The organism is Lacibacter cauensis, from assembly GCF_007830055.1.
GTDB classification, from domain to species: domain Bacteria; phylum Bacteroidota; class Bacteroidia; order Chitinophagales; family Chitinophagaceae; genus Lacibacter; species Lacibacter cauensis.
Genome location: NZ_VLLE01000004.1, coordinates 172,819 through 197,174, shown reverse-complemented (window position 1 = coordinate 197,174; position 24,356 = coordinate 172,819). Strand labels below are relative to the sequence as shown.

The window sequence follows — 24,356 nt, the reverse complement described above, 5'->3', positions numbered from 1 at the left end:
TAATCAAAACACAAATTGTAAATTGCAGCAGTTATGGAAGCGAAAGAAAAACTGCGTATTGATAAGTATCTCTGGAGTATCCGGCTGTTTAAAACACGCAGCCAGGCAGCAGCTGCCTGCGACAGTGGTAAAGTAAAGTACAATGGCGATGCCTGCAAAGCATCGAAGCTGGTGAGTGTGGGTGATGAATACGAAGTAAAAACAGAAGCGAAACGTTGGCGAATAAAAGTAACCGGACTATTGCACAACCGAGTACAGTACAGCGAGGCGATCAAATACTACATTGATATTACGCCTGCCGAAGAACTGGAACGCATCCAGTATTTAGCTTCCTCTTTCCATACCGGTAAACGTTTGAGCAAGGTTGGACGACCCACCAAGAAAGAACGCAGAGACCTAGATGATTTTATGGAAGATTAAAATTCGGCTTCGGGTAAATCATTTGTTGTGTGATAAATATTTTCAATTTCAAAATAAAGCAACCTGCGTCCGTTACTGATGCGGTAACGTTTGATTGTATCGGGTAACCCATCTGTTCGGTACGTAATTTCTTCTTCCCACTCATACGTCTTTGCTTTTCGTTTGCGTAATTTTCGTTCGTAAGGAAGAGCACTGCTACTGCTGTAGTAACGTTCGAGTTCAAATTGATCAAACATCTCAGTTCCGGGCTTTTTTATTTTAATTGTAGCTCCAAGGTTATCGCCACCAACTAACTGAAACCTCGACTGAATAAGCGTTACATTGTTTTCAATCATCTTCTTGGCAAAGAAATGATTCAATGTATCGAGGTGATAGGCCCAGTTTGTAAGCGGAGCGTACACCGTGTTTTCATCTTCGAAACAATACAGTTCGTTATTGAAAAATTTTTTGGTGAACTCGTCTTTAAAAGGCAACAGCTGTCCGTTTAAATTAAAATGGATGCTGAATTGTTTGGGTTCCGGGTTATCGTCGGGCCATAGGTTTACCATTTGTTCTTTTAAAATCTGGTTCATATAGGTGATGCGGTCTTTATACTTTAAGCCAAGCGCCACCAGCTTTTGGTAAGCAATCACCCCATCGCCGGCGGGCAGTGTGGTGGTGGTGTTACTTTGTTTACCAATGTCGGTAATCAGTAAGGCATCAATGCCTTCTTTTTTAGCCTGTTCCTGCAACCGTTTCAGCATTTGATCGGAGCTGAGCAAAGGATCGCCCTGCACTTCTACCATTTTAACACGGTAGTACGGCTTGCCCGGTTTTTCATTGTTGAAGAAAACATCTACTTCATTGGTATGCGCACGTAACGGAATATTGGAAAGGGAGTTTACAGGCGGGTTAAGGTATTGGCCGGGTGTATAAACCGAGCAGGAAGTGAAGAATGCAAGAGCGATGAAAGGTAAAAGTCGTCGCATAAAAAAAGTTTGTTTAAAAATAATTGCGGGTCGCAAAAACGAATTGTTAATTGTCGAAGCACTGCTGTGAGTCAGTTTTCGTACATCTTACTTCGTACCTCGTACTTATCTTTGCTTCATGCATATTCACATTCTTTCCATTGTTCCAGAATTGCTCGATAGCCCGTTGAACCATTCCATTATGAAACGGGCTAAGGACAAAGGGCTGCTCACTGTTACCGTTCATCACCTGCGCAAGTGGGCGGTGAATGAATACGGACAGGTGGATGATTACCAATATGGCGGTGGTGCAGGTATGGTGATGATGTGCGAACCTTTGGAAAAAGCCATCAATGAATTGCAGCAGGAAAGGAAGTTTGATGAAATTATTTACCTCACACCCGATGGTGTTACGTTAAAACAACAAACAGCTAATCGACTTTCGCTCAAAGAAAATTTGTTACTCATCTGCGGTCATTACAAAGGCATAGATGAACGCATTCGCCAGCATTATGTAACCATGGAAATTTCCATTGGCGATTATGTGTTGAGCGGTGGCGAATTGGCAGCGGCTGTTTTGGTGGATGCAATCGGCCGTATCATTCCCGGTGTGTTGAACGATGAAACATCTGCACTTACCGATTCGTTCCAGGATCAGTTACTGGCCCCACCGGTGTACACACGCCCGGCCGATTACAATGGCTGGAAAATTCCGGACATCCTGTTAAGTGGTGATCTGAAAAAAATTGAAGAGTGGCGGCACGAACAGGCTTTGCAACGTACAAAAGAAAGAAGACCTGATTTGCTGGATGAATAATTATTCATCTTTTCCAACATATTCAAAGAGTACCGTTTTTCTCACATTACCCCAATAATCTTTCGCTTCGAATGTAATCACTTCTTTAAAACGCCCATCCTTTCGTACAGCTTCCAGTGGTGCATGTCCTTCTACTACAGCAAACCAATCATCCCAAATAAATAATTCGCCCTTTTTAAATTGGTTTCTGGTAAAAGCATCATTGATATGTATATGTTGATTCGGATTAAACCAATCTTGTTTTAATTGAATACTTATCCAGGGTAACACATGATACATTATTTGCTGGTTGTAATTCGGGTAATGTTGTTTGATATATTTCACCAGTTGCAATTGCGCCTGCTGATCGGCTTTCAATTCAAAATCACGGTTCCATTTATACGCATATACATTTGAAGTAAAAGGAAAGACAAGTACTGCAGCAAGCAACAGGTATTGGACGTATAATCCGGCTTTCCATTGCTGAATAGAAGCAGTAACATATTGAATACCCCGTAAAGCGATAATGGCTATCAACGGAGTGATACCTGCAATAGGTCTTACCAACCCCATTGAATTAAAAATTCCTAATGCCCAAAAAACAATATGGCCTGCAAATACCGCAAGAAATATTCCATACAATAACCATAACTCCTGCTGTTCTGTTTCATTGATTTTTTTTCGCAAGGCACGTATGAGAAGAATGAATCCATAAAAAACGCCTGCCCATAAAAGATACTTCACCACCACGCCTGTTATTTCGGACATTACATTAAAAAAGTGAAACCATCTTCCACTACCATAAGCACTGCTTAAAGTTGCATAGGATAATTTATTAAACACCCACATGAGATCATGATGTACAAAATATCCTGTAAGACTGTAAAAAATATGTCCGAATAACAGCAGAGGAATCAGGTCATATTTTTCAATAACCAGTAAGTAGATAAAAATTACACCGCATACCAGCAACCCTTCTGATCTGATAAATGGAAGAAATGAAAAAAGCAGAAGCGAAAAATAGAATTTCTTTTGTTGCAACAGAAGAATTGACAGAAGTGTTGCAAAGGCAAACATCGGTTCAGTTAAACCGGAAAATGAAACAAGTACACTCAGGGGTGTGGCTGCATAGATCAATGAAGCCATCCATGCATTGGGAATGCCGGCCTGTTTTGCCACACGATATACAACATAGAAATTGGCTGTTGTAAAAAATATGTTTACCAGTTGAACAGCAGCAAATCCAAACTGAGCAAATGGAGCCATCACCATTACATAAACCGGCTTTGCCCATTGATTGAAAAAATGAGCAGGATAACGAAAGGCATATTTCGCATATAGGAAATGCATCAGGCTATCACCTTCATCTGTAGTTGTAGAAGAAGCAAATAAGAGCACAAGCAGGATGATAAAAAATGCTAATGATAATAATTTTACAGCTTTTTCTTCAGTAAGTGAACGCAGCAAGTTGAGCATACCCGAAAATAATCAGAAGCAGTTAGTTCTGCAAATGAAAAGCGGCGGCCAAAGGCCGCCGCAACAAAAAAGGAATGCGATGAGGTCGTTTACTTTATACCAATCACCGGTAAATTCTTTTCCCTGATCAACTGGTTAAACTTCGGCACATCTTCACTCACAATTTTCTTCAGCTTATTCAATTGTTCATCGGCCTGTTGGCTTAACTCAGCAAATACTTCTTTCGATTGCTTGCTGGGTGCATTTACACCGCTGTTGGCTACATCAAATACACCGCTCAGTTTATCGTTGATGCGGATGGGATAGTTTAATGGATCCTGTCCGCTTTTTGATTTTGTTTGATACAAGGTCTCTTCAATTGTAGTCAACTCTTTGGTGATAGCAGTTGCCATATCTTTAATTTCTTTCGGACAATCTTTTCCTTGCCTGCCAACAAACTCATTGATCTGTGTACGCAATGCACGAATGTCTTTAATGCCTTTCTGCACATCGTTGAACTTTTGCTGCACACTTAAGAGGAAGTTGAATTGTTCTTCGTAAGCTTCCTGCGTCATACGGTAATTCGGATCGGCTTTAATCGTAAACGGCACTTCACTTGAATCGCTGCCAACTTTCACTTTAGCGAAATAAGTACCCGGTGCTGCGGTAATAGTACCCGGTGCACCGTTCCAGAGGATCATGCCTTCGCTTGGTTCAGCAGGTGGATATTGCAGATCCCATGCAAACTTGTTCAATCCTTTTTTAATATCGAGTTTGTCTTTACCATCGGTACTGAATGTTTTGATGGGCTTTTTGTTTTTATCCATGATGGTAATGGATGCTTTGGTAGAATCCGTTACATCTTTTGCATAATACGTAATCACTAATGGTCCCGCAGGATTTTCGCCAATGTTTTGTGCCGTACCAAAGCGGCGACTGAAACGGCTCATCGGCATACGCCAGCCGGGGTTTACATCAAACACATGCAGATTTTTGTTTGCAACATCTGCTTTCACCTGTTGTAAAACAGTAAGATCATCCAATACATAAAAGCCTCTGCCTTGTGTTGCAACAATCAAGTCATTTTCCTTGATGGTCATATCGGTGATTGGTACAACAGGCATGTTCAGTTGAAACGGTTTCCAGTTGGCACCATCATCAAACGAAATGTACATGCCAAACTCGGTACCGGCATATAATAAGCCTGCACGTTTCTGATCGGCACGCATTGCCCTGGTGAAATGCATTTTATTGATGCCGTTGGTGATGAGCTTCCATGTTTTGCCATAGTCTTCTGTTTTGTAGATGTAGGGTGTGTAATCATCCAGCTTGTAACGTGTGCCCACAAAATAAGCAGCACCTTTTTTAAACGGATCAACATCCACACAATTCCACATCATAAACTTCGGCGCATCTTTCGGTGTAACATTCTCCCATGTTTTGCCACCATCTTTACTTACGTTGATCAAGCCATCGTCACTGCCGGTCCACAACAAATCTTTTTCTACAAAACTTTCTGTTGCAGTAAAGATGGTGCAGTAATATTCAACACTGGTATTGTCTTGCGTAATCGGGCCGCCACTAGATTTTTGTTTGCTTTTATCATTGGTTGTTAAGTCTGGCGATAAAGCGGTCCAGCTTTGACCTTCGTTTTCTGTTGTAAACAACACATTGCCTGCAGTATATAATTTCTTGGGGTTGTGTGGTGAAAAGAAGATGGGGAAGTTCCATTGAAAACGATATTTCAACACATCGGCACCTGCACCCATCGGGTTATCGGGCCACACGCTGATCGCTCTGTTCTCACCTGTCTTATGGTCAAGGCGTGAAAGATAACCACCATAGTTGCCACCATAAACTACATCCGGATTGTTTGGATCAGCAACAACATAACCACTTTCACTGCCGGCTGTTTCCTGCCAATCCTGTTCGGTTATACCGGCGCCACTTGTTCTGCTTTTAATACGAACAGTTGAGTTATCCTGTTGCGCTCCAAGAATGCGATACGGGAAACTGTTATCGGTTGATACACGATAGAATTGTCCCGTTGGTTGATTCATATACGTACTCCAGTTGTTACCACCATCATAACTTACCTGTGCACCACCATCATCAGCAACAATCATGCGCTTGCCATCGTTGGGGTCAATCCACAGATCATGATGATCACCATGTGGTGTGCGGAGCGATTGAAAGGTTCTTCCACCATCACGACTGTACATGAAGTTTACATTCGGGCAATAAACTAAATCCGGATTTTTCGGATCAACAAATACTTTGCTGTAATACCATGCACGCTGGCGGATATTGTTATCGCTGCTCATTTGCTGCCATGTTTCACCAGCATCATCACTACGGAACAATCCACCATTTGCATTTTCAATAATGCTGTAAATACGTTCAGGATTTGATGGTGCAAATGCAACACCTACAATGCCCCAGGTGCCTTTTGGTAAACCTTTTTTTGCTGAAACATTCGTCCACGTCTCACCACCATCGGTTGATTTGTACAAACCACTACCTTCGCCACCACTTTCCAAACTGTACGGCGTACGGATCACACGCCACATACCCGCATACATCTCCAATGGATTATCAGGTTCCATTACTAAATCGCTGGCACCTGTTTGATTGTTCACAAACAATGTGCGTTTCCATGTTTTACCGCCATCGGTTGTTTTATATACACCACGCTCTTCGTTCGGTCCAAATAAATGGCCCATCACTGCTACCCATACTACATCTGGGTTTTTGGGATGAATGAGAATGCGGATGATGTGACGTCCATCTTTCAAACCAATATTTTTCCAGCTGCGTCCACCATCATCGCTGCGCCACATACCACCTAAGCCTTCGCTTACATTCCCACGCATGGTATTCTCGCCTTCGCCCACATACACAATACTTTCATCACTGGGTGCAACAGCAACTGCACCAATGGACGAACCAAAATATTTATCGCTGATGTTTTTCCAGTTGTTGCCACCATCGGTTGTTTTCCAAACACCACCACCGGTGGCACCCATGTAAAATGTTGTTTTGTTGGAATAACTTCCTGCAACAGCAGCACTTCGCCCGCCACGATACGGCCCAATGGAGCGGTACTTCAACGCACCATAAACAGACTCTTCGTTTGATGAGGCTGCAATTATCGGTTGCTTTTTTTGCGCAAATGAAAACAGTACGCTGAGCAGCGTACCTGCAAGCAAGATTGATTTTCTCATGTTCAATACAATTAGTTGGATGGGAAATTACAAAGGATTCAGATGCAAAGCCGGTATCTGCAGACAGATATTGATAAACGGCCATTCATCTATTTTGTAAAAGAATTATCCGGCACTTCTGTTACACGGCATATTTCTTGTTAAAGGCGGTGTTCTTGTTTTTACATCAGCTATCCTTGATTTTTTCCGCTTATCCGTAGGAAAGGTTGTGTACAAATACAGGCGAAAATATCGTTGTCAGAAATCTACCGTTCGTCTAAATTTTTTATCTGCTGAATGTAACTAATCTACTTTCGTATTCGTTAAAGTATAAACCTCATCATCATGCTGAAACTAACCATATCATCGTTGTGCCTGTTCGTGTGCATATCCGTCAGTGCACAAACTTCAAAAGCAACTCCTCCAAAAATTACTGAAAAAGCAGCGCCCCGCATCTTGCAGGCGAAACGTGCAACCAAACCGGTTAAGATTGATGGGATCATTGATGAAGATGCATGGAAAGATGCATCGCTGGCAACAGATTTTATTGAGTTTCGTCCGGTTGTTGGAGCAAAGGAAGCGGAAGAATCGAAAACAGTGAGTTACTTGATGTACACCGATGAGGGTATTTATTTCGGCGGTTTTTGTTACGAGCGCACACGAGACAGTATTGCAAGAGAACTGAAAGGCCGTGATGGATTTGGTATGAATGATTACATCGGCATCATCTTCGATACCTATAAGGATAACCTCAACGGCTTTGAATATTTTGTTACACCGCTCAACGAACAATGGGATGCAAAGATGGCGCCCAATAACGATGGCAACAGCGAGGATTTCAGCTGGAATGCAGTTTGGAAAAGTGCCGTGGTCATGCACGATAATGGCTGGAGTTTTGAAATCTTTATTCCGTACGGTGCAATCCGCTTTGGAAAAAAAGAAGTGCAGGAGTGGGGTGTGAACATTACCCGTCGCAGGCAAAAAACAGGTCAGCAGTTTACCTGGAACCCCATCGATCCGAACGTAAATGGTTTTTTAACACAGGAAGGCTACTGGACAGGGATCACCAATATAAAACCACCGGTACGCTTACAATTCTCGCCCTATTTTTCGGTGTATGGTAATCATTTTCCTGTCAATCAATCCGGAACAAAAAATTTAACCGGGCAGGTGAATGGAGGTTTAGATGTGAAGTATGGCTTGAACCAGGCGTTTACATTAGATGCTACTTTGATTCCTGATTTTGGACAGGTGCAGAGTGATAACCAGGTGTTGAACCTTTCACCGTTTGAAGTACAGTTTAACGAGTACCGTAATTTTTTTACAGAAGGCACAGAGTTGTTCAGCAAAGGCGGCTTGTTTTATTCACGTCGTATTGGTGGTACACCTATTCATTACGGAAAAGCAGGCAACCAGCTTACTGCCAACGAAAAGCTGCTGAAGAATCCTGCAGAATCAAAACTCATCAATGCATCAAAAATATCCGGACGTACACAAAGTGGTTTAGGTATTGGTATTTTAAATGCCATTACCAAAACACAATATGCCACTATTGAAGATGTGAATACAAAAGATCAGCGCAAGTTTGTAACCGATCCGCTTACCAACTACAATATTATCGTACTTAATCAGTCAATGAAAAACAACAGCAGTGTTTCGTTGATCAATACGAACGTAACCCGCAGTGGCGCCGATTACGATGCCAATGTTACGGCAGGTTTGTTCGACTTGAATGATAAAAAGAACACCTGGAATCTTGGTGGTAAAGTAGCCGTAAGTCAGCTGTTTGGTTATTTACCCGATGGAAAAAATCAAACAGGGTATAGTCACCAGGTTTACTTTGGTAAAACCAGTGGCCGTTTCAACTTTAATGTGTGGCAGGAGTTAACCGATACCAAATACACTCATCGTGATATGGGTTATTTCACCAATAATAACTTTCTTGATCATGGTACATGGATCGGTTACAAATGGATTGAGCCGAAGAGCTGGTATAACCGCATTTTTATGAACCTGAACGGAAGAGTGAGTAAACTGTACACGCCGTTTGCCGGTATTAAAGAAACCTATCAAACAGGGAATATTAACTACAACCTTGAAGTGCAAACAAAAAAGTTATGGTGGGTAGGAACCTTTCTTGGTTACACAACAAAGCAGAACGATTTTTACGAACCACGCAAAGCAGGTTTATTCTTTACACGTAACCAGAGCTTTGCCATGGGGGGCTGGGTTAACAGTAACGAAGCAAAGAAATATTCGTTCTTCTCAGAAATATTTGCACGTCGTCATGTAAATTTTTATAACCAGTTTGGTGTAGATGCCACTGTTGGACAAACCTTCCGTTTCAACAGCAAATTTTCTGTATCGCACAGGCTGGCGTACTTCCCCAGGTTTAACAATATCGGGTTTACAACCATTGCAGGAGATGATGTAATTTTTGCCAAGCGAAAAGTAAACACCGTTGAAAACGTATTAAATGTGAAATACAGTTTTACCAATATGATGTGGATTACATATCGTATGCGTCACTATGTAAGTACAGTAGATAACAGGGAGTATTTTACCCTGCAGCAAAACGGCAAGCTGTTACCCAACGCAACATTTGCAGGTAATGTAAACCAGAATGCCAATTTCTTTAACATTGATATGGTGTATACCTGGCAGTTTGCGCCGGGCAGTTTCCTGAATGTGGTTTGGAAGAATTCTATTTACACGTTTAACCGTGTTATTGAAAGGGACTACTTTAAAAACTTCGGTAATACGTTGGACGCTGATCAGAACAATAACCTTTCACTGAAAGTGATTTACTTCCTCGATTATCTTGATATGAAAAAATGGGGTAAGAAGAAATAAAAAAAAAACGGCGCCAAAGGCGCCGTTCTTTTTTTTATACAGGAAAGTTGTTGTTTATTTTGAAGGTTTGAACAACGACTCGTCAACCGGTTTATTGATTTCGATTTTCGAAACAGTATACTCTGCAGTCATGCCATTACCAAGCGGCACTACAGAGCTCATGGGCACAACAATACCTTCTGGTAATTTTTTAAAATCGCTGAAAGTGGTTACAAGTTCGTTTCCTTCAGCTGAACGAACAGACTGAACCAGGTTGTAGGTTTTCTTATCAATGAAGTGCATCACCACCACACCGCTTTTGCTGGTCATTTTTAACTTAAAGCAGTCGTTGCCTTCAACGGTTTCAGAGCCTGCCAGTTCAAAACTATGGCCCTTGCTTTTGTAATCAACAAAAGCGCCTTGTGCATCCAGTTGTTCCTGTGCTTCTTTTAACTGCTCATCAGGCATTTTCTGTGCTTCGGTCTGTTGCTGTACCGGCATAAACATCCAGCCTTCGCCCGGTGTTACAACCACATAGTTGTTCATTCCCATTACCGACAGATCCTGTCTTGATCCCTTCAGGTGAAGTGTTGTTTGGGTTACATCAATGGTAATACCCTGCAGGCTCATGGAACCGGTGCGGATAATACTGGTTACTTTTTTCCAGTTCTCGGCACCGCCAATCGCTTCAACATGTTTGTTAACGATTTCATCGGCAGTTTGTGCCTGGAGAGAAATGCTTCCGAATACAGCAGCCACAAAGAGGCTGAAGATTTTCACGATTTTCATTTGTTTGATTTTTATAATAGGTGCTAAAGTAACAGAAATTGTTACAGTTCAGTCGCTGATTTTTTCTTTGTTTAACGGTTCTTGCGGCTTTATGCCCCGCATCCAGTAACTTGGCCCCGATTTTAAACAGCTTCACGTATGAGTGTTTACTTACACAAAGGAAATATTGTAAATATCTTCAACAGCTCCGTTTTTTATGGTGAGGTACATGTTGAACATGGCCGTATAAAAAGCATTCAGCAATTGTCGGATGGAGCCCAACAAGGAGAGCCTTATATCCTGCCCGGCTTTATCGACAGTCATGTACACATCGAAAGTTCCATGCTGGTGCCTTCGGAGTTTGCAAGATTAGCGGTGGTACATGGTACCGTGGCAACGGTAAGCGACCCGCACGAAATTGCCAATGTATGCGGTATGGCCGGCGTGGAGTTTATGATCGAAAACGGAAAGACCGTTCCCTTCAAGTTCAACTTTGGAGCGCCCAGCTGTGTACCTGCCACCACATTCGAAACAGCAGGTGCCGTGCTCCATGCAGCCGATGTAAAAGCATTGCTGCAAAAAGAAGAAATCAAATATTTAAGCGAGATGATGAACTTTCCAGGTGTGTTACATGCCGATGCGGAAGTGATGGAGAAAATAAAAGCGGCATCAGAATTAGGCAAACCTGTTGATGGGCATGCTCCGGGCTTGCGTGGCGAGGATGCGAAGAAGTACATCGGGGCAGGCATTAGTACCGACCACGAATGTTTTACCAAAGAAGAAGCACTGGATAAGTTGAAGTATGGGATGAAGATCATTGTCCGGGAAGGAAGTGCAGCCAAAAATTTTGAAGCATTGTATAGCTTGATTGATGAGTATCCGGATATGCTGTTGCTCTGCAGCGATGATAAACACCCAGATAGTTTGGTGGAAGGACACATCAATCAGCTTTGTGCAAGAGCTGTGGCAAAAGGGTTGGATGTGTTTAATGTATTAAAAACGGCTTGTGTTAATCCGGTCTTGCATTATAAGCTCGATGTGGGTTTGTTGCGTGCAGGTGATGCTGCCGATTTTATTGTGGTAGATGATCTGCAACAGTTTCATGTACAGCAAACCTACATCAACGGAAAACTGGTAGCCGAAAATGGCAAATCGCTGATAGAAAGTACAGAGGCAGGTATCATCAATAATTTCAATTGCGATGTAAAGCCGGTAACAGAATTTGAATTTCACCTGAACCGTTTTGGCAAAGCCGATGAAGAAAACATAGAGCAGGTGTATGTTGTTGAAGCAATGGACGGCCAGCTCATCACCAATAAATTAATTGAACCCATCAGTTCGTTTACTGTTGCAAACGATATCATCAATGCCAATACAGAAAAAGATTTGCTGTACATGATTGTGGTAAACCGTTACAACAATGCGCCGGTTGCCAAATCGTTTGTAAAGAATTTTGGTTTGAAGCAGGGTGCCATTGCCTCTTCCGTTGCACACGACAGTCATAACATCATTGCTGTGGGAGTTGATGCCGAAAGTTTAAGTCGTGCTGTAAACCTGGTTATTGAAGCAAAAGGCGGTGTAAGTGTAGTTGGTCAACAAACAGAACAGGTTTTGCCTTTACCGGTTGCCGGCTTAATGAGTGCCGATGATGGTTACAAAGTAGCAGCAGCTTACAGCAGTATTGATGCCGCAGCCAAACGACTTGGCTCAACATTGGCCGCACCATTTATGACTCTTTCGTTTATGGGCTTGTTGGTAATACCACATCTTAAACTCAGCGATATGGGCCTGTTCGATGGCGACAGCTTTAGGTTGGTTTAAGGTAATTACTTAGCGTAAACCGATACTTGTCTTCAATTCTGTATTTTTTGCCGCCGAAAGCAACAAAATAACGGAATAGTTTGTTCATATTGTAGTACCCTTTATCCATTAAAGAAAACCATATGCAACAATTACTCCGTGACATTGAACAGGTGGTTGATCTCTCCACCTCCGAAACAAAAGAGCTGATCGAAGCGTTTAAACGTTTTACAGACAGGCATTTCGATATTGACCCTGTTGTTCTGCAACAAACATTTTCTTATTCTGCTGCCCACCTGTTGAACCAGCAGGAAGATGAGGACAACTCACACGCCGAACTGGAAGAACTGCTGCTTTATTAAAGCGCTCTTTTCCGGTACAGTTTAAAATAATCAGTAATAACAGTTATTTTAGCCGAAACAGTTTTTATGCGAAAGTTCATCGGTATTTTCAGCACCATTGTTATTGTTGTACTGGCGGTAGTTATTTTCTGGCGTTACTACTATGTTTTTGGCGAAGGTGTAAAAGCCGGCGAACTCAATTACATGGTTAAGAAGGGATACATCTTTAAAACATATGAGGGTAAACTCATTCAATCCGGTCTGCGTTCACGAACACCCGGTTCCGTTGCGAGTTACGAATTTGAATTCAGTGTAGAGAACGATAGTATAGCTAATATACTTATGCTCAACAGCGGTAAAGTGTTTGAGCTGCATTACAAAGAATACCTTGGCACTATTCCATGGCGTGGTCATTCGAAATATGTGGTAGATAAGATTATAAATATGAAAGAAGAATAAAAAGAATCACGCAGAGAATATCAGTTGGCAGAGTGTATGTTCTCTATGGTCTCCTGATCTCTACGTGATCGTTTTAACCTTACCTTTTATCTTGTTTTATTGTAAGCATCCTTATAAGTACTCCTGCTTAAAATTTTCAACAGATCTTTTTCCAGGCTTTCAACCGGGTATTCAACAAGTCGATTGATCTCGATGTCTTTTTCAAATACCACCAATGTGGGTACCCGTAGAATGTTCAATCCTTTTTCTTCGTGGGTAGGGCTTTGCTTGTAAACAGAGTCGTGATTGCTTACCATCACCATTTTTATCTGTTCGGGTTTTACACCGCAATAATCAAAAATTTTATAGAGTCGGGGTACTTCCCGTTTACTGTCTCCACACCATGTGCCTAAAAACAATACAAACGTTTTGGTACTGATGTATTGTTGCAGTTGAGCTGCGGTGCTGCTGTCAACCACATAGTTGTTATAGTTGGGTATAAACCACGAAGCAAAAGGTTCTTGCAATAATGCTTCACGTGTGCAGCAGCCCTCAAGCATGACATTGCCGTTGCGGTCTTTACTGCGTTGATTAATTGGCTGACTGTTGACGAATGTGATAAGTATACACAAGCATACGCTCATGAAAAGTTGTTTCATAACTGATTGTTTTTTGAATGAAGGAAGTACAGCAATACATGCTGCTATGCAGCCATGCAATTGCTGTGCAGAGAAATAAATAATTATCTGGGAAAACAATCAGCAGCGGGGAGGCTGGAGTAATTGATGGGCAAAACCGGTTAACAGAAAAGCTGTTACTGCATTGTCGGTTTTCGCAGCGGTTGATATGGGATTTATTATTGCGATGGAAATTTCTTCAAAGGCTTCTTCGGTGTAATTTTTTGTAGTATGCTGGTGCAGGGGAGTAGTGGCCTGCCCTTCGTTTGTTGATGGCTGCAGCTTGGTTTCGCATCCGCAGTCGGGTGTGGATTGAATAGCAGCAACAATCCGGCATTCCATATACGCAATCAGCTTCCCGTACTGGAACAAAAGAAATGTAAACAGAAAGAATATGGAAAGGAGTGGTTTCATCTGCAAAACCAAATTACTGTATTAATCCGGCTTTTTCAATTTCGTTTCTTTTTCAACAATAATGTTGGCAGGGAAATACTTGCCGTTCAGCAAAAGACTGTCTGCCAGGTTAAAATACGATTTCCGGTACTGAACAGCATTGGTTTCTTTTTGCAAAAGAACTTCATCAAATCCTTCGGTACGCAGCTGTTTATTTTTTAAATAGCTGAAAGGAAATTCCTGCTTCAAACTATCGATCAACTGTACACTGCCTTTTCCTCCCAATGTAAGTGTAGTGTCTGTTTGGTTACGCAGGTTGTATTTATATGTTACAGCATGATGCAAGGGCATTAAAGCGGTAAAGCCAATTGTAAAACTGCTGTCTTTCAACAGCGGCTTTCCTGTATAAAAGGCATAGTTCTCAACCGTCATTCTGTTGACAACGAAATTGTCAACAAACTTTTTTAGTACAGCAGTAAGTTCAGGTGTATTGATGCCGTTACGGCTGTAAGCAGTAATCAAGCTTTGCTTGATTGTTTCTACTGTTTTTATTTCCTGCACACGTCCTTCCTTCGAAAAACGGAGCGGTATGTTTCTTTTTAATAATGAGTAATAAAACCAGAGATCAATGTTCTTCCAGCTTGCAGAATCAAATTTGGTATCAAATACCTGTATGCCATTGCCATCTTCAAACTCAATTCTGAAGTTTTCAAAACGTAAGGTGCCATTCAATACGCTGTCTTTTAAATCGTAGTGAATTGCATAGTCGTAAAGCAACTTGGTATAAATTTCTTTATCGCCGTCGGGCGTGGTTGCCATTATCTGAAATTTATCTTCAACAGCATACCGGTAAATCTTCCCTTTTTCGGGATTTAACCGAAGCGTATTTTCTGTAGATTTTTTGTTGTTACAACTGAATAAGGTAACAAGGATTGCAATGACTACAAGTGTTCTCATGCTATGAATATAGCAAAACTGTTAATACAGTTTGCTCTTCAGCATTCCCCATTTGCAAAGGCGGTAAATGAGCGACACTTTTAAACAACCCAGGCCGTACTTCATACTTCTGCGGAAGTTGATGCTGCTGGCTTCTTCAAAATATTTGGTAGGGCAGGTTACTTCGCCGATCTGGTAGCCTTTGTAAAAAATCTGCGATACCATTTCATTATCGAAAATAAAATCATCATCGCAGGCTTCCAGTTTCACTGACTGTAATACTTCTTTACTGAATGCACGATAGCCGGTATGGTATTCTGACAGTTTTTGTCCGAGTAAAATGTTTTGGGTGAGGGTAAGAAAACGGTTGGCAATGTATTTATACATCGGCATACCACCCTTTAATGCACCGTTACCCAAAATACGGCTGCCGAATACAACGGGGTACACATCGTTCCCAATAATACTGATCATGGCATGCAGCAGCATGGGTGTGTATTGGTAATCGGGGTGCAGCATCACCACTATATCCCCGCCCAGCTCCAGTGCTTTTTTGTAGCAACTCTTTTGATTGCCACCATAACCCTTGTTCTTTTCGTGGCTGATGATATGTTGAATGCCCAGCTCTTTGGCCTTGGCTACGGTTTCATCTTTACTGGCGTCATCTACCAGCACCACTTCGTCTACAATATCGAACGGGATTTCGTTGTAGGTAATCTCCAGTGTTTTTGCCGCATTATAAGCTGGCAGTACGACGATGACTTTTTTGTTGTTGAACATGGCGGCAAAGATAACGTCTCAACCATGATTTCACAGATTTTAGGATTGGGAAGATTGTCTATGTCTCGTTTGTTCTTATGTCAAGAATCATGGAAATCTCCCCAAATCATGGTTCAGACTATTTCCCCCTTTGGGCGATAGGGTGTACATTTGCAGCCCTTAATTAAGCGAATTATGTTTCAGAATTTAAGCGAACGGTTAGAAAGTGCGTTTAAGAATATAAAAGGTGAAGGCCGTATTACGGAGCTCAACATTGCCGCAACGGTAAAAGATATCCGTCGTGCCCTGGTGGATGCCGACGTAAACTATAAGATTGCCAAAGAGTTTACCGATACGGTAAAAGATAAAGCCATCGGCAGCAAGGTGTTGCTGGCGGTGAACCCCGGTCAGCAAATGGTGAAGATTGTGCAGGACGAACTGGCCGAATTGATGGGTGGTACCGAAGCCGAACTGGACATCAAAGGATCGCCTGCTGTAATCCTCATTGCCGGATTGCAGGGTAGTGGTAAAACCACGTTCAGCGGAAAACTGGCGAATTATCTCAAAACCAAGAAGGGCAAAAGTCCTTTGTTGGCGGCGGCCGATATTTACCGCCCGGCGGCGATTGATCAGCTGACTGTACTTGGTGGACAGATTGGTGTGGATGTGTACAGCGAACGGGAGAATAAAGATGCCGTTGCCATTGCACAAAACGCCATTAAAGAAGCAAAAGCAAAAAATAAGAATGTGGTGATCATCGATACGGCCGGTCGTTTAGCGATCGACGAAGTGTTGATGACCGAAGTAGCGAATATCCGCAATGCGGTTACCCCGAATGAGATCCTCTTTGTGGTGGACAGTATGACGGGCCAGGATGCGGTGAACACGGCCAAAGCCTTCAACGACCGACTGGACTTTACCGGTGTGGTACTCACAAAATTAGACGGTGATACCCGTGGTGGTGCGGCGCTTTCCATTAAATACACGGTAAACAAACCCATCAAGTTTGTGAGCAGTGGCGAAAAGATGGATACGCTCGATGTATTCTACCCCGACCGTATGGCGCAACGTATCCTCGGTATGGGTGATATTACCTCACTCGTGGAAAAGGCGCAGGCCCAGTTCGATGAAGAACAAGCCAAGAAGCTGGAGAAGAAAATCCGCAAAAACCAGTTCGATTTTGAAGATTTCAAGCAACAGCTGGAGCAGATCAAGAAAATGGGTAACCTCAAAGACCTGATGGGTATGATTCCCGGAATGGGCAAGGCCATGAAGGATATTGAGATCAGTGACGACGCTTTCAAAGGTGTGGAAGCCATCATCAACTCCATGACTCCCCAGGAAAGGGCAAACCCTGACCTCATCAGCCAAAGCCGCCGTATGCGTATAGCCAAAGGCAGCGGAAAAGATATTGCCGAGGTAAATGCTTTTATGAAGCAGTTTGAGCAGATGAAGCAAATGATGAGCATGATGAACAAAATGCCCATGGGCCGTATGATGCCCGGTTTAGGCCGCCGGTAAAATTTAATTTTTCAAGGGTTGGAACTTTGAGCTTCACGGCTTATTTTTGCCATCCTAGTTAACCTTTATTTATTCACGCATTTAAATTTTAATTTACGATGCCAGTTAAAATCCGTCTGCAAAGACACGGGTCGAAGAAAAGACCCTTCTATTTCATCGTAGTGGCCGACGCAAGAGCCCCAAGAGATGGAAAATTCATTCAGAAAATTGGTACTTACAACCCTGTAACAGAGCCTGCTGTGATCCAGATCGATCGTCAGAAAGCACTGGAGTGGTTACACAAAGGAGCTCAGCCTACAGATACTGTGCGCAAGATCCTTTCTACAAAAGGTGTATTGTACCTGAAGCACCTCTTACGTGGTGTTAGTCTTGGTCTTTTCGATCAGGCTGCTGCAATGGAGAAATTCCAGGCTTGGCATTCTGAGCACGAAGCTACAGAAGCGAAGAAAAGAGAAGAAGCCCGTAAGGCAAGATTCAAACAGCGCAGTGGTGGTAACTACCAACGCCGTCCGATGGCTCCTAAGCGTCAGGAAGGTGGTGAAGCACCGGCAGCTGAGTAATCCCATTACTTACATTCGTCTTCATAAAAATCCCTTGCATTATTGTGAGGGATTTTTTTATGTGCACTTTTTGCCGGAAAGACGGGAAGGTGGAAAGAAAATGCATTTGTATTTAGCGGTACTGGTACTATGAAATTTTAGTTGCAGTTTATCCTGAGCTTGTCGAAGGACAAACTTGTACGGTTTGTTCGCTATTCTGCAGACGACGGATTTTCGTACCTCGTACTTCTAACTTCGTACTTAACAATATCTTTGCCGCATGGAACAATACTTCAGCATCGGGCAAATACTCGGCACATTCGGATTAAACGGCGAAGTGGTACTCAAGCATAATCTTGGCAAGAAAACATCGTTGAAAGGACTGGAAGTATTGTTTATTGAAGAATCGAAAGATAAATTTCTGCCTTACTTCATTACCGGTACCAAAATCAAGAACGAAGAAGAAGTGTACATTGCCATCGATGGTATTACTACCAAAGAACAGGCAAAGAAACTATCGCCGAAAAAAGTGTGGTTGCGTGAAGCCGATTTTCACAAACAGGCGGGTAAAGCTGCCCCCATTTCATTGATCGGTTATATGATGATCGATGGAACAAAAGAACTGGCGGTGATACAGGAAGTGATCGAACAACCGCTGCAGATTTTATGTCGCCTTGAAATTGAAGGCAAAGAAGTATTGATACCATTGCACGAAGAAACCATCCGCAGCATTAATCATAAAAAGAAACAGGTAGTGGTAGAGCTGCCTGATGGATTACTGGAAGTGTATTTGGGATAATAGAATTGTCATCCCGAGGCACGAGGGATCTGCCTGTTATTTGTACTGCCAATGATCGATGTAATTACAAACGGTTACATTTTTAAGACTCTTATTCATCAATTTCACAATCCGCATTATGCTTCATCGTCTTCTCTTTGCTATTCTCTTTTTATTCTCTGCAACATTCCTATCAGCTCAAACTAAAACAGAAGAAAAAGTTTTTCCGCTGGGCATTGTGCGCCAGTTGCATTCAGCTGTATTGAATGAAGACCGGACATTAAATATTTATTTGCCGGATGGCTACCATAAAGATTCGAGTTATTCGGTTATCTATTTACTCGACGGTTCGGCAGATGAAGATTTTATTCATGTAGCCGGTCTGGTGCAGTTCTGCAATTTTCCCTGGGTGAATGTGTTGCCACAAACCATTGTAGTGGGTATTGCTAAAGTTGACCGGCAAAGGGATTTTACATTTCCGGCTACCACTGAATTAGATAAACAAAAATTTCCGGTTACCGGAGGCTCAGCAAAGTTTATTGGCTTTATCGAGAAAGAATTACAGCCATATATCAATCAATCATTTAAAACAAACGGAAAGAATATGCTTATTGGTCAATCGCTGGGTGGTTTACTGGCGGCTGAAGTATTATTAACCAAGCCCGATTTGTTTTCGCAATACGTAATTGTTAGTCCGAGTTTGTGGTGGAATAATGAATCTTTATTAAAAGTAAAGCCCGCACCTGTAAAAAATAAAACTGCAGTGTACATCGCAGTAGGTAAGGAAGGAGAGGTAATGGAAGGAGATGCAAAAGCCTTACATGAGTTGATTAAGCCGGTAATTAAAGGCAATGCATTACAATTCGAATTCCTCGGTAATAAAAATCATGCAACCATTTTGCATCAGGCGTTAATGAATGCTTTTGAGTTTTTGGGAGGGATGCAATAATCTACTTTTTAAAAGATAGTCAATAAAAAAAGGCCGTTAAAAAACGGCCTTTTTTATTTGGTCAATTATGGTAGTAATACACCATCAATTACATGGATAACGCCATTGGTTGTAACAATATTTGTCTTAATAATATTAAACGCCTCTGCGTTTTTAGTTCCTTTAATTTTAGGCCCGCCTGTTAAAGTAATGGTTGTGCTGCCCCCTGCAAACATGTTTACGCTCATATTATCTGTGAGATCAGATGAAAACACACGACCGGGTACAACATGATAAGCAAGGATGGGAGTCAAATCATCGGGTTGTGCATTTCCAATGTCTGTAAGAGTATTAAATCCTGCTTTTTTAAACGCATCGTTTGTTGGAGCAAATACAGTAAGCGGACCGTCGCCACTTAACAGTGCAGCAACATTTGTTGTTCCCTGGCTTGCTCTTAACACAGCTGCAACGAGAAAGCTGAAATCAGGATTTGCGATTGCAGTAGCTACAATGTTACCTGCGGGTGGTAACAATACATTGTCAATTACATGTATTACGCCATTAGCTGCTTTTACATCGGCAACAATTACAGGCGATCCGTTAATGAATACACCGTTACTGTTGGAGGTAAGAAACACATCAGCACCGTTCACCGTTTTTACCGCTGCATTCGGACCGGCAGGAACCTGAGCAGCCATTACTTTCGCCGCAACTACATGATACAAAAGAATGGGCGTTAATACTTCCTTTGGTGCTTTCACAACATCCTGGATCGTTTTAAAACCCAGCGCCTGGAAAGCTTCATCGGTTGGAGCAAACAAAGTGTAATTTGAATTGAGTGTTGATAAGGTGCTTGTTAAACCGGTACGTGCAAGTGCAACAGCGAGGTAAGTAAACTTTACTTGTCTTCCTGCAGATCCCCTTGCTGCAATGAGTGATGATGAACTTTTAATAGTAAAACTTGTGTTGGGATTTTGAATGATGGCAGCAATGGATTCTTTTTCAAAATTGTTTGATTCGGCTGCAGCATCGTTTTGTTTTTGACATCCCGTGGTAACGAAGAGGCAAACGGCCACAAGCATGCCCCATGAAAAAATACTTTTTTTCATACGTGTTTTTAGTTTGATTAAAAATGATGAGTACTGGCTTTCCGGGATACAGGTGAAGGTTGTTACAAAGGGGTGTGAGGTAGATTAACAGTAGATCTAAAAAATGGTTCGCAGAAAGATGAATAAAATAAATCAAAGAGGTTGTCTGAATTAGAGTTTACTCGTTTTGTTGAGGTTTGAAAAATGAAATACAATTAAAATCATAAACAATGCAATTGATCTTTGTGTGAATGATTAAGATGAACGGTAAACGCTGAATCGTCATTTCGACGAAGGAGAAATCTCTACCCAATCAAGATGTTTGATTCAATCAACATCATTAAATACTAACCTTTTCAGATGATAGCGATGCCTCCTGCGTCGGCATGACGGACTCCGTCAAGTTGTTTCAGATGTATTATTATTTCAGCTTCTTTATAATCGCTTTCGCATTTTTCCAATACCTGCTTCCATCTTTCATCTTCGCTGCATATTGTTTTGCTTTCTCGTTTTGCTTTAAATGATACGCACTTAAAGCAGCAAAGAAGTTGGCATCTTCAGCATAAACCGATGTGCCGTTTGCCAATGTTTCAAACAAAGGCAATGCTTCAGCATATTGTTCTGTTTTCAGCAAACTGATGCCGAGGTAAAAATCTAAAGCGGCATCTGCAGGACTGGTTGTTTTTAATTGTTGAAAAGCCTTTGCAGCCTCAGCATATTGTTTGTTGTTGAACAGCTGCGCAGCTTTTGCTTTATCATCTTCAGCACCACGTACAACAGCTCCCGGCATGGCATCAAATGAATAATCATCAGGAGATGCGCCCGGCAATGCAACCAATAAGATCAACACGATTGATGCAGCTGCAGCCAGCATATACATCGTCCGCTTCATCGTAAACACTTTCGCCTTTTCTTTTTTGAAGTATTGATGCGTAAGCGGATCAAGTATTTGTTTTAACTGTGGTAATGTTTGTTCGGCTTGCTGATGTTTGCCAACCGTACTGTTGAGTAAACGATAGGTATTCACCTGTTCCTGCAGTTGTTGGTTGCTGCGGAGTTCCTGTTCAAACTGTTGCTGCTCTTCAGCCGTCAGTTCGCCGTTGAGGTAGGCATCAATATCGGAGTACGTGTAGGTCATGATACGAGTTCTTTAAATTGTGGTTTGTTACGTACCAGTTCTGCCAGTTCGCCCATGCAATTACTTTTTCGCTTGCGGTAATACGCATAAGTCATACCCAGTTCTTCTGCAATTTCTTCCTGCGGCTTTTTCAGCAGGCTTTTTAAGATCACTTCTTTGCAATTACCCATTTCATCCAGCACAAGCATGACTAATTGTTCTTTTTCAACCTGCGCCACATGTTCGGCAGCACCAGCGTTGGCATCGTCCGGTATATTGGTATATGCATCTTCTTCGCCGTTTGTTACCACGGTAAGCGAAGTTTTTTTCGTTTTGTTGATGAATTTGCGTTTGCAGAGCAATAACAGAAACGCTTCAAACGGACAGGTAAGCACAAACTGTTTGTCGTTTGCCAGTTTGTAAATATCGATGAGTGCTTCCTGGAAAACATCACCAGCATCGTCTTCACTACAGCCACGTGAAAGCAGGTAAGCCTTCATATTAGGCGCAAATCGCTGGTAAATCTCACTAATGAGCCGCTGATCGTGATGGAGCAAAGCAGTTATATATTTCTGGTCGGCGTGCAAGGGCAATGGTTTAGTAGTTGGTTAAAAATAAGATTTTTATATTTAGGGTAACAGATGCCTCAGCTTATTGATATACACCTGTATCATCATGAAAAAAATAATCGTCCATATTGTCCTCCTGTTTGCTTGCTTTAAGGCATCGGCACAAACCGATTCGTCGGTTGTGGTGCAGCAGAAAGAAAACAAGGTCGCTTTTAAAGCAAGTCTTCCGCCATTGACACAAATACCCGGCGCTCCAAAGCCATTCTATACTTATCTATGGGATTTTGGTGATGGTCATTTCAGTACCGAAGAAAATCCGGAACATGTGTATGCAAAGGAAGGCGATTACGAAGCGGTGTTATATGCGGTGAATAATTACGATGATGGCAAGAAGCCTGGCCGCAAACCGAAAAAGGTGGCAGTGAAGCAGGTGAATAAAACCTACCTCGCAGCAGTATCGCCATCGGAACAGAATTTCTTTAAAGCAAATGGTTTTTTTGAACTGAAGTATAACTGCATGGCCAAACCCGGTGACACGATGGTATTGATGGCCGGTTGGAAAAATGATGTAGCAGTTAATGGTAAAGTGTATCTCTTCATCAACGAAAAACAATTCGGACAAAACAGTTTTGATACAGCCGGTTTTCGTTTGTATAACGATGCGATGTTGATCAACGATAAAAATGCAATTGCATCTGTTCGATCATTTGATCAGCTATTACTCACCAGCAGCGGTAGCCCTGCATCGCATTTTAAAGAGGAGAAAAAGTTCAGCGGTGTAGAAAGCAAAACGTTTTTGATGAATACATTGAAGAGTTACAGCAATGTATTTGCGGTCGATATAAAACAGGCAACAACCGATGCACAATTTATGTTCACCAATCTGTATGTTACCCCGGGCATGATCAAAGATACCAATGCAACCATTGTTATTACCGGTTTGTTTGTGCCCGATACCGGTGGCGTATACATGCATCAGCTGAACATTCCCATCGTTACCTCGCATGATCCGAACAAAATGAATCTGAAACAGGGTCGATTGAATTATCGAACCCTCAAAAAAAGTAAATCACTCAGCTATAAAATCCGTTTCCAGAATGATGGAGAAGGTCCGGCACGAAAAATAAAACTGGCCATTACTCTACCGTCGGCCATGGATCCGCAAACGATCAGCATCAAAGACATGTCGCCTTACTGTTTGCCTTGCGACAGTGTGGCTACACGTACAGGTTGTTGGGAGTTGGTGACCAATAAAGACAGCGCTGCATTTATCTTCAACGGAATTTATTTACCGGGCACGAATCAAAAAGGAGTGAATGATAAAGACAGCACCAAAGGGTTTGTGGAGTTTGATGTAAAAACAAAAAGGAAACTGGACAATCTTCCTTTCAAAGGAAGAACAGCGATTTACTTTGATAAGAACGAACCGGTAATCACCAATTTTGCTACAGGAAAATTTAAGCCTGCTTTATCACCGATCGTAATGGCGGGTTATGAAATGAACCTTGGTACAAATGGTTTGAGTGATGGCGTGAATGTGGGCGTAGGTATTGCACGCCTTGCACCGTACAAACCTTATTTCCAGTTTGAATTGTTTGGCAAGTATTATCAAACAACTACGGCTCAACAAACTTTTCAAACGCAAGGTGTGGTAGTGATCGATGGAAAGAATTATGATTATCGTGGTTACCGGGAGCAGTTGCGATCGAGCATTACTCGCATTGGTTTAGTGCCCTTACATCTGCGGTATAATTTCAACGATCTGTTGTCGGCCGGTGCCGGGGTACGAGTTGATGCAGACTTTGCCGGTTCGGTTGATACAAGCCGCACTTACTTACTCAACAATTTCAACGGGCAATTGAATGTTCCATACGATCTTACAAAAAACAGTTCGATCAAAATATTCTCCAATGCACAGTTTCTTCCGTTTGTAGATGCACAGTTCGGAAAGGTTCGTCTTGGTCCGCAGATAGGTACCCGTTTTTATTATGGCGGAACAAACAAATCTTATCTCTATTTTTATGCATCCTGGCGACTGTAATTCCTTCATA

The 24,356-nt window shown here is 42.1% G+C and carries 22 protein-coding genes; 11 read left to right on the top strand and 11 right to left on the bottom strand.

Going from position 1 to position 24,356, the window contains the following annotated elements; all coding sequences use genetic code 11:
• Positions 1–33 precede the first annotated feature (33 nt).
• Complete coding sequence (locus IQ13_RS11005) at positions 34–420, top strand: Hsp15 family ribosome-associated heat shock protein (RefSeq protein WP_144886429.1); 387 nt, start codon at positions 34–36, stop codon at positions 418–420.
• Here IQ13_RS11005 and IQ13_RS11000 read toward each other — a convergent pair.
• Positions 417–1,388, bottom strand: a complete 972-nt coding sequence (locus IQ13_RS11000) for a hypothetical protein (RefSeq protein ID WP_144886428.1) — start codon at positions 1,386–1,388, stop codon at positions 417–419. The two genes, IQ13_RS11005 and IQ13_RS11000, sit on opposite strands and share 4 nt — an antisense overlap.
• A gap of 118 nt (positions 1,389–1,506) precedes the next feature.
• On the opposite strand from IQ13_RS11000, the gene trmD reads away from it, so the two are divergent.
• Positions 1,507–2,184, top strand: a complete 678-nt coding sequence (trmD, locus tag IQ13_RS10995) for a tRNA (guanosine(37)-N1)-methyltransferase TrmD (protein ID WP_144886427.1) — start codon at positions 1,507–1,509, stop codon at positions 2,182–2,184.
• On the opposite strand, the gene IQ13_RS10990 is transcribed toward trmD, so the two are convergent.
• Positions 2,185–3,639 (bottom strand): hypothetical protein, encoded by a 1,455-nt coding sequence (locus IQ13_RS10990; protein ID WP_144886426.1) that lies wholly within the window; start codon positions 3,637–3,639, stop codon positions 2,185–2,187.
• A gap of 89 nt (positions 3,640–3,728) precedes the next feature.
• The gene (locus tag IQ13_RS10985) at positions 3,729–6,842 is read right to left on the bottom strand and encodes a WD40/YVTN/BNR-like repeat-containing protein (RefSeq protein ID WP_144886425.1); all 3,114 of its coding nucleotides are present in this window, start codon (positions 6,840–6,842) and stop codon (positions 3,729–3,731) included.
• A gap of 324 nt (positions 6,843–7,166) precedes the next feature.
• Here IQ13_RS10985 and IQ13_RS10980 point away from each other — a divergent pair, with 324 nt between their 5' ends.
• Positions 7,167–9,674, top strand: coding sequence for a DUF5916 domain-containing protein (locus IQ13_RS10980; protein WP_199758240.1), 2,508 nt, complete (start codon positions 7,167–7,169; stop codon positions 9,672–9,674).
• A 54-nt stretch (positions 9,675–9,728) separates the two neighbouring features.
• Here IQ13_RS10980 and IQ13_RS10975 read toward each other — a convergent pair whose 3' ends face one another.
• Positions 9,729–10,442 carry an outer membrane lipoprotein-sorting protein gene (locus tag IQ13_RS10975; protein ID WP_144886424.1) on the bottom strand — a complete coding sequence of 238 codons (714 nt, stop codon included), beginning with the start codon at positions 10,440–10,442 and terminating at the stop codon, positions 9,729–9,731.
• Between the two features lie 138 nt (positions 10,443–10,580).
• On the opposite strand from IQ13_RS10975, the gene ade reads away from it, so the two are divergent.
• From ade to IQ13_RS10960, 3 genes are all read left to right on the top strand, one after another.
• Positions 10,581–12,242 (top strand): adenine deaminase, encoded by a 1,662-nt coding sequence (gene ade, locus IQ13_RS10970; RefSeq protein ID WP_144886423.1) that lies wholly within the window; start codon positions 10,581–10,583, stop codon positions 12,240–12,242.
• A 122-nt stretch (positions 12,243–12,364) separates the two neighbouring features.
• On the top strand, positions 12,365–12,583 hold the full coding sequence (locus tag IQ13_RS10965) for a hypothetical protein (protein ID WP_144886422.1): 219 nt from the start codon (positions 12,365–12,367) through the stop codon (positions 12,581–12,583).
• A gap of 66 nt (positions 12,584–12,649) precedes the next feature.
• A complete protein-coding gene (locus IQ13_RS10960) occupies positions 12,650–13,021 on the top strand; it encodes a hypothetical protein (protein WP_144886421.1) in 372 nt (123 codons plus the stop codon).
• Between the two features lie 86 nt (positions 13,022–13,107).
• Here the strand turns inward: IQ13_RS10960 and IQ13_RS10955 are convergent, their stop codons facing one another.
• The 4 genes from IQ13_RS10955 to IQ13_RS10940 all read right to left on the bottom strand — a co-directional run bounded on the left by IQ13_RS10955 (position 13,108) and on the right by IQ13_RS10940 (position 15,786).
• Positions 13,108–13,659 carry a TlpA family protein disulfide reductase gene (locus IQ13_RS10955; protein WP_144886420.1) on the bottom strand — a complete coding sequence of 184 codons (552 nt, stop codon included), beginning with the start codon at positions 13,657–13,659 and terminating at the stop codon, positions 13,108–13,110.
• 99 nt (positions 13,660–13,758) lie between these two features.
• Positions 13,759–14,091, bottom strand: coding sequence for a hypothetical protein (locus IQ13_RS10950; RefSeq protein WP_144886419.1), 333 nt, complete (start codon positions 14,089–14,091; stop codon positions 13,759–13,761).
• Between the two features lie 21 nt (positions 14,092–14,112).
• Positions 14,113–15,027 carry a DUF6263 family protein gene (locus IQ13_RS10945; protein ID WP_144886418.1) on the bottom strand — a complete coding sequence of 305 codons (915 nt, stop codon included), beginning with the start codon at positions 15,025–15,027 and terminating at the stop codon, positions 14,113–14,115.
• Positions 15,028–15,048: 21 nt separating this feature from the next.
• Complete coding sequence (locus IQ13_RS10940) at positions 15,049–15,786, bottom strand: glycosyltransferase family 2 protein (protein WP_144886417.1); 738 nt, start codon at positions 15,784–15,786, stop codon at positions 15,049–15,051.
• 174 nt (positions 15,787–15,960) lie between these two features.
• Here IQ13_RS10940 and ffh point away from each other — a divergent pair, with 174 nt between their 5' ends.
• From ffh to IQ13_RS10920, 4 genes are all read left to right on the top strand, one after another.
• Entirely contained in the window at positions 15,961–17,286 is a 1,326-nt protein-coding gene (gene ffh, locus IQ13_RS10935) for a signal recognition particle protein (protein ID WP_144886416.1), read from the top strand.
• A 98-nt stretch (positions 17,287–17,384) separates the two neighbouring features.
• The gene (rpsP, locus tag IQ13_RS21675) at positions 17,385–17,846 is read left to right on the top strand and encodes a 30S ribosomal protein S16 (RefSeq protein WP_144886415.1); all 462 of its coding nucleotides are present in this window, start codon (positions 17,385–17,387) and stop codon (positions 17,844–17,846) included.
• A 259-nt stretch (positions 17,847–18,105) separates the two neighbouring features.
• Positions 18,106–18,624: a ribosome maturation factor RimM gene (locus IQ13_RS10925; RefSeq protein WP_144886414.1), complete on the top strand. Its 519-nt coding sequence runs from the start codon at positions 18,106–18,108 to the stop codon at positions 18,622–18,624.
• Between the two features lie 118 nt (positions 18,625–18,742).
• The gene (locus tag IQ13_RS10920; RefSeq protein ID WP_144886413.1) at positions 18,743–19,552 is read left to right on the top strand and encodes an alpha/beta hydrolase; all 810 of its coding nucleotides are present in this window, start codon (positions 18,743–18,745) and stop codon (positions 19,550–19,552) included.
• Between the two features lie 65 nt (positions 19,553–19,617).
• Here IQ13_RS10920 and IQ13_RS10915 read toward each other — a convergent pair whose 3' ends face one another.
• The 3 genes from IQ13_RS10915 to IQ13_RS10905 all read right to left on the bottom strand — a co-directional run bounded on the left by IQ13_RS10915 (position 19,618) and on the right by IQ13_RS10905 (position 22,323).
• Positions 19,618–20,640, bottom strand: coding sequence for a fasciclin domain-containing protein (locus IQ13_RS10915; RefSeq protein WP_144886412.1), 1,023 nt, complete (start codon positions 20,638–20,640; stop codon positions 19,618–19,620).
• Between the two features lie 400 nt (positions 20,641–21,040).
• Positions 21,041–21,757, bottom strand: coding sequence for a tetratricopeptide repeat protein (locus IQ13_RS10910; protein ID WP_144886411.1), 717 nt, complete (start codon positions 21,755–21,757; stop codon positions 21,041–21,043).
• Complete coding sequence (locus tag IQ13_RS10905; RefSeq protein ID WP_144886410.1) at positions 21,754–22,323, bottom strand: RNA polymerase sigma factor; 570 nt, start codon at positions 22,321–22,323, stop codon at positions 21,754–21,756. Before IQ13_RS10905 ends, IQ13_RS10910 begins: the two co-directional genes overlap by 4 nt.
• 88 nt (positions 22,324–22,411) lie before the next feature.
• Here IQ13_RS10905 and IQ13_RS10900 point away from each other — a divergent pair, with 88 nt between their 5' ends.
• Positions 22,412–24,346 (top strand): DUF7849 domain-containing protein, encoded by a 1,935-nt coding sequence (locus tag IQ13_RS10900; protein ID WP_144886409.1) that lies wholly within the window; start codon positions 22,412–22,414, stop codon positions 24,344–24,346.
• Positions 24,347–24,356: the final 10 nt, after the last annotated feature.